The sequence below is a fragment of the Nostoc sp. NMS7 genome, from assembly GCF_017115085.1.
Taxonomy (GTDB): domain Bacteria; phylum Cyanobacteriota; class Cyanobacteriia; order Cyanobacteriales; family Nostocaceae; genus Nostoc.
Genome location: NZ_JABXKJ010000270.1, coordinates 106,991 through 113,161, shown reverse-complemented (window position 1 = coordinate 113,161; position 6,171 = coordinate 106,991). Strand labels below are relative to the sequence as shown.

At 40.9% G+C, this 6,171-nt stretch carries 6 protein-coding genes; all 6 read right to left on the bottom strand.

All coding sequences use genetic code 11. The features are described from left to right. Positions 1–116: 116 nt before the first annotated feature. Positions 117–797 (bottom strand): dethiobiotin synthase, encoded by a 681-nt coding sequence (gene bioD / locus HWQ38_RS40220; protein WP_292806177.1) that lies wholly within the window; start codon positions 795–797, stop codon positions 117–119. After that, positions 797–2,518, bottom strand: a complete 1,722-nt coding sequence (locus HWQ38_RS40215; protein WP_292806174.1) for a serine/threonine-protein kinase — start codon at positions 2,516–2,518, stop codon at positions 797–799. The genes bioD and HWQ38_RS40215 overlap by 1 nt, the downstream gene beginning before the upstream one ends. Positions 2,519–2,820: 302 nt before the next feature. Then, on the bottom strand, positions 2,821–4,386 hold the full coding sequence (locus tag HWQ38_RS40210) for a glycosyltransferase family 39 protein (RefSeq protein ID WP_292806171.1): 1,566 nt from the start codon (positions 4,384–4,386) through the stop codon (positions 2,821–2,823). Between the two features lie 90 nt (positions 4,387–4,476). Then, positions 4,477–4,812, bottom strand: a complete 336-nt coding sequence (locus tag HWQ38_RS40205; RefSeq protein ID WP_292806168.1) for an SMR family transporter — start codon at positions 4,810–4,812, stop codon at positions 4,477–4,479. 57 nt (positions 4,813–4,869) lie between these two features. Beyond that, a complete protein-coding gene (locus tag HWQ38_RS40200) occupies positions 4,870–5,475 on the bottom strand; it encodes a YqeG family HAD IIIA-type phosphatase (RefSeq protein WP_292806165.1) in 606 nt (201 codons plus the stop codon). A 34-nt stretch (positions 5,476–5,509) separates the two neighbouring features. Further along, positions 5,510–6,148, bottom strand: coding sequence for a bifunctional 2-polyprenyl-6-hydroxyphenol methylase/3-demethylubiquinol 3-O-methyltransferase UbiG (locus HWQ38_RS40195; protein WP_292806162.1), 639 nt, complete (start codon positions 6,146–6,148; stop codon positions 5,510–5,512). Positions 6,149–6,171: the final 23 nt, after the last annotated feature.

Genomic DNA, 6,171 nt, shown 5'->3' with positions numbered 1-6,171 from the left:
CAGACATCGCGCTTCCTTGCTTGGCAATGTTAAGAAATATTTCGCCAACAGCATCCGTTGCTACTCGCACGCCTACCATCAGTTGCTCATGTCTTATTTAATTAAAGATGCCCAATTTAAAGTGTCAGTGTTTCCCAATCTAAATCTGATGCTATTTGAGCAAGTTTATCTAAATCAGTCAGGTTATCTAAATAGGGCAAACAGCCTAAAACTGGTGTGTTAGTGAGTGATTGAATCAATTGCTGTGGTGTCCAGTCGGCTATTTCTGCATCCGTTCGGGGTTGTACGCAGTTCAAAACAATGCCTTTGAGATTGACGCGCGATTGTCTAGCTAATGCTACATTCGCCACTGCTTGAGCGATCGCACCTAATCTAACGGGTACTACCAATACCGTTGGTAAACGCCATTCTCCGGCTAAATCGGCTACAGTTAATTCCTCTGTGACTGGCGAACCTAACCCTCCCAAGGCTTCTACAAGCACAAAATCACGATGCGATCGCAATTTAGATAAAGCTTGCCAAACTACTGCTAAATCTACTCGGCGATTTTCCCGTGCTGCTGCTATCGGAGGGGCTAAAGGTGCTTGAAAGTATAAAGGTGTAATTTCTTCTGCGGTTTGTTCTAGTGTAAATAGCTTTTGATACCACTCACGATCGCCAATTCCCGATTGAATCGGTTTCATGATTCCCCAGCTACGCTGCGGGTAATATTTTTGCCAATAGGCTGCTAATGCTGTTGTTAAAACAGTTTTACCAGCTTCGGTATCAGTTCCAGTAATCAGTAGTGTGTTTAACATTAATTTCTTTGGCCAGAAAATGGTTGTGTTCCATCAACCGGCGGGAAAGTTGGCATTTCACCACTCGGAGGAATTGGGAAGGGTGTTTGTGTCGGAATTGGAATCGGTGTTTGTGTTGGAATTGCGATCGGTGTCTCTGTTGGAATTGCGATCGGTGTTTCTGTCGGAATAGCGATCGGTGTTTCTGTTGGAATTGCGAGCGGTGTTTCTATAGGTGTTGGTTTGACTGGTTTTTCTAATACAACATTGAGATTGTAATTGCTTTCGGCAACTCCTGAAACCAGTGTTAACTCAATAGTATATCTACCAGTAACCAGTAATGGGCTTTCATAAGATGTTACTTGCTGGGCATTAGGATTAATTGGTTGTTGATTGGGACTTAAGACTGTGAGCAAAACGCTGCTTCCTGGGTCAATAAACGCAGTTAACTTGTCACCTTCCTGACCAAAAAAAGTGTACCGGATTATTTGATTTGTTTTGATACTATCTTGAACCGTGGCTGTGTTATTAGATACTCCCAGATTGAGGCGCTTAGTAGATACAACAGGTTGGTCGTTAGTGGGTGTGGGTGTGGATGGGGATGTAGTACCACCAGAAATTACTGGTGAAGGGAAATTTTGTGGAAGCGTCTCAGTTGGTGGTGTTTTCGGCTGACTGCGGATGGAACTTACCAGCGCCCAAGAACCAAATCCCGCGATGATTACTACAGCGCTGCCAATTGCGGCGATTGCTAAGGGATTATCCAAGACTGAGCTAGTGGAACTTGGTGGAATCACAGGATCGGGTTGTTTCCTGGGCGAAGTTGCTGGTCGTACTAGCTGAGGACGGCGACCAACAGCCATTGTTTGCAAGTTTGATACATCGGGAGTAGAAACACTGGGTTGAGCCAGAGATTGCAGTGCTTGGGATACATTAGCAGCACTTTGGTAGCGATCGCTCGGTAGATGATTCAACATTCGATTCAAAACCAAGGCAAATCGCGGATTAACTTTTACCCATCGCTGCCAATTCCAAGTTAGTTGATTTTCATCAAATAGCTCCCTTGGTTCTTTACCAGTCAGCAAAACAATTGCTGTGACTGCTAAAGCATACAAATCACTACTAGGATAAGCCCCCCCTGTTTGCATTTGTTCACTAGGAGAGTAGCCTAATTTTCCCACAGTGATTTCTGGCATTGCACTCTCTGGCGATCGTAAACGTGTCGCTAATTCCTTAACCACCCCAAAATCAATTAACACAGGTTTAGCGTCACTATCTCGCAAAATAATATTTTCTGGCGAGATATCCCGGTGAATAATCCCTCGACTGTGAATATGCTCTAAAACAGGCAACAACAACTCTATCAGCTGCAAGACTTCAGCCTCTGTGAAAGTTTGACCCACAGCTTGACGTTCAGCCAGCAGAGTTCGGTACGTCTGACCTGCAACGTAGTCCTCCACCAAAAATAAACCTTGGCCTTGCTCAAATCTTTCCCGGAATTTAGGTACTTGTGGGTGTTCTATTTGATACAAAATTGCAGCTTCCCGGTGAAAAAGCTCTTGTGCCCTCTCCCAAGCCAAAGTCGACGTTGCTGTTGAAATCAATTCCTTAATCGCGCAAAGTTCGTTAAAGCGCCTCTGGTCTTCTGCCAGATAGGTTCTACCAAATCCTCCTTGTCCGAGAATTTGAATTATCCGGTAACGGTTTTGCAAGACAGTGCCAACTGTAATAGGTGGTTGCATGAGCGATTGATTGAGTGTAGTAGCGACTGAGGAGGAAGTCACCCACAAAGATTAAGTCCAAGAGGCGACGGACAGTTACCTGCGGCAATATTCTACTATACCCAACGGGTACATCCCCACCAGAGCAAGGTTGTTTGATACTGTATAACTTAAGAGTCCTGGAAGCATCTCAGTGAAAGCAAATATACCAGATGAGAAACGAGATTCTTGCTCCCTCTCCGAACCCACGGAGAGGGTTGGGGTGAGGTTTTACAAGGCTTTTTACACTCATTGAGATGCTCCCAGAGTTCCCAATCCTCAGTTCAATTTCTCTTCCTGGGAAAACGATAGATTTTGAAATATGCAAAACTAACTTCAGAATCCAGTTTATACAAATCACTCATCTGTTTTTCAATCAATTCTTTGGAAAATAGATAATCACGATTAACTACGAGTAAAACTGTATCCACATTATTTGTTAATTTTTGAATATCTCCTGCAAAATTTTCATTCTTAATCCGGTTTACTAACTGATCCCCTAACTTCCTTCCATCCAGACTTAGATTGTCACCGTAATATGTAAATAATCTGGGATTGCCATATAAAAATACAGATTTTGTAGAAGACGATCGATTTTTTATTATGTACTGGACAGCAGAGCGATAGTCATCTTTTTCATAGTTCTTATCGAAGTAGTAATTAGAAAGAGAATAAATATTCAGAACTATCAGAGAGATCACAGCAATTTTAGCTAACTGAGACACTCCATAACGCTTTGAACCATTACTAGGTCTTTGACTCAAAACTGATGGGATAAGCATGGCAAGTGGTAACCAAAGGTAATAAGAGTGACGTGGTACCCAATTAGTTTTAGCGACTATAGCTAAGAGCAGTCCCAGCAAAAATGCGATGACAAAAACAGAAGTAAAGAAGTAATCAGGATGTTGCCCTCTGCTCTTTTTTTTGTGTATCAATAAAACTCTTACTAAAGCCAAGAAAATTACAGTACCAACAATCAACAATAAAAGCATCTGAGGCCAGTAATTAAGCATAACCTGCACTTTATCATTACCGCGCAACTGCTCCATTGAAGGTCCATACGTTGTCCCCACTAAAAGTCCATCTAACACAAAAAGAATATTTTGGATTATCGGTAATCCCGAACGAGCAATTTTAATGGTTTCGGGATCAGTTGCTCCAGGTAAAGTCAGGTGATAAATAATTGACGGTAAAGATAAAAACACAGCAGGAAGCCACCATTGCAGCCATTGCTTGAAGTTTCTATAGATGGCAATATGAGATAGACATAGGGCTGTAGTCAAAAACCACATAGTAATGTTACTAAAAAGTCCTAAAGCAGTAAAAATACTAAACAGCCATATTGAAGTACTTTGATTATCTTTATTTTTAACTAATACCTTGCTAAAGAAATATAATTGAAGTGAGGCTATAAAGGTTGCGAAGGCATAAATTCTTGCTTCTTGGCTGTAAATAACACAGAAAGAACTGAATGTCATGATTAGCAGAGACCATAAGGCGTGCTTTTTGCCGTATATCCGCAAAGCAGTGAAGAATATAACGATAGTAGAACCAATTCCTAAAACAGCAGAGAGTGAGCGAAGGGCAAATTCACTTTCACCAAATACCTGACGCCACCAAAACAGAACTATAAAGTATAGTGGTTGAAATCTATCACTATTTCCGATGTGTCTAACTCTCGAAAGGCTTTCTTGAAATGTCGAGACATCAGAATTAGTTAAGCTCAAACCCTCATCATACCAAAGACTCTGGTTTGCCAACATAAAAAAGCGCAGAAAAGCGCCCAAAATTATCACTATGAAAATAGATAGATAATATCTCGACCATTTCTGATTTTGGATTCTAATCATAATTTTGTCTCCTCTTTAGTCTATGACTGATGCAACGATAAAGGGTTTTATGTCCGTCTCTGGCACTTTTGCTTACTCTTATTCAAATAATCAATGTTTACCTAAAGCAATTGCCCCAATACCGCTTAACATCAAACCCATTCCTAACCATTGGGAAAATAAGATTTTTTCTCGCAAAATTACAGCACCAGTGATCATTGTGACTATAATTGTTAAACCTATTATTACTGGATAGGCAACAGATAAATTCAATTTACCTAAAACTACTACATAAAAAACCGCACTCAGACCATAACTAATAATTCCTCCCAGTAAATAGATATTTAACGGGTTTTGTCCTGATCCTAGTTTCAAAAGATTTTGAGCGAGTGTATTTAACCCCACTGTAATTAAAATCAATAAACTAAAAACTATTGGGTTATTCATAGGGAAAATTTACTCACTTGACAAGGTAATATTTTTTGAGATTGATAAAAGAGCAATTTACAAGAAACTCTTATAATCAGCAGCACCATCAAAATTCCAAAGTTCTGCTCCAGATGGATAAGGTATTTGCACCCATCTGCCAGCAAGTTTTTCCCACCATCGGAGCGGGTGCGGAAGAGTGGCAACTTGGATGTAGGCACATCCACTAAATAATGCGCCGGCAAAATCAGTATGTAAACTATCACCAACGACAAGTATATGTTTGGCTGGTAAGTGCATATAAGCTATTGCCCGTCGAAATGCACGGGGAAAGGGTTTTTTCGCTGGACTGATCGCTGGAATATCAAGACGATGAGACCAATATTTAACGCGATAGCGACGTTTCCCATTTGAAAGGATAAAAAATTGCAATCCGGCTAACTTTGCTTGCATAATCCAATCTTCTGCATCAGGAGATAGGTACTGGTCATCTTCCGACACAATAGTGTTATCTAAATCTAAAATTATACCTTGAATCCTACAGGTTTTTAGCCAGTCAATTTCGATGCTTGCCAGTGTATAAGCTCGTCGTGGTAGTCTGTGGTGGTTCCTTTTAAAACCTAGTTGGTTCCACGAGGCAAAAATACTAAAGAGTTTTCTGAAAACAGATGTCGGATTTCTCATCGATAAATTCCGTCAAATTTTCTGCCGTCATAGCTTAAGGTACTAATATCACAATTTGAAAGTGTGGATACCAAAGACTCCAACGGATCACTGGCCGGCTGACTGTGGCTCCCATTGATTGCAAAACCTGAACAATATCCTTGCTTCGGCGTTGGTGAACCCATTCTCTGGCCAGCAACAAGTCATGAAGCTGATTCATAAAAGACCCAAGAATTTTAGATGCCTCAATGTCTTTAATAATCAGCCTTGCTCCCGAATCCATCTGTGCAATTGTTTTACGGAGAAAATCGTCCTGTAGTTTTGCCGGAATGTGGTGCAGAACATCAATCATGGTTACAGTGTCATATCCATGCAAATCTGGTGGTGTTTCTTCTGGAGGCAAATGCATAACCTGGAATTTGTCAGGTTTCATTCCAAAAGCCGCAGAAGCTTTCACAGCTTCTGGAGAAATATCATAACCATGAGCTACTTTTACTGAGCGCAACTTTAAAGCCAAATAAAGTAATGCTCCTGTCCCACAGCCAATATCATAAAGACGCGCACCTTCTGGAATCTTGGCAAGAACCATATCAAGAGGACAGAGAAATGGACGATAGCGCGTTTTTAGGGCAGAAAGCCCAGACATTTTTTGACAAGGTATTTTCATCTCCTTAGCAAGGGTAAAACTATCCATAGAAGTTGTTAGATAAAACAGCT

What these genes read in the sequence shown, in the direction of transcription:
- bioD (WP_292806177.1), bottom strand. Translation starts at nt 797, where the DNA reads ATGTTAAACACACTACTGATTACTGGAACTGATACCGAAGCTGGTAAA.
- HWQ38_RS40215 (WP_292806174.1), bottom strand. Translation starts at nt 2,518, where the DNA reads ATGCAACCACCTATTACAGTTGGCACTGTCTTGCAAAACCGTTACCGG.
- HWQ38_RS40210 (WP_292806171.1), bottom strand. Translation starts at nt 4,386, where the DNA reads ATGATTAGAATCCAAAATCAGAAATGGTCGAGATATTATCTATCTATT.
- HWQ38_RS40205 (WP_292806168.1), bottom strand. Translation starts at nt 4,812, where the DNA reads ATGAATAACCCAATAGTTTTTAGTTTATTGATTTTAATTACAGTGGGG.
- HWQ38_RS40200 (WP_292806165.1), bottom strand. Translation starts at nt 5,475, where the DNA reads ATGAGAAATCCGACATCTGTTTTCAGAAAACTCTTTAGTATTTTTGCC.
- HWQ38_RS40195 (WP_292806162.1), bottom strand. Translation starts at nt 6,148, where the DNA reads ATGGATAGTTTTACCCTTGCTAAGGAGATGAAAATACCTTGTCAAAAA.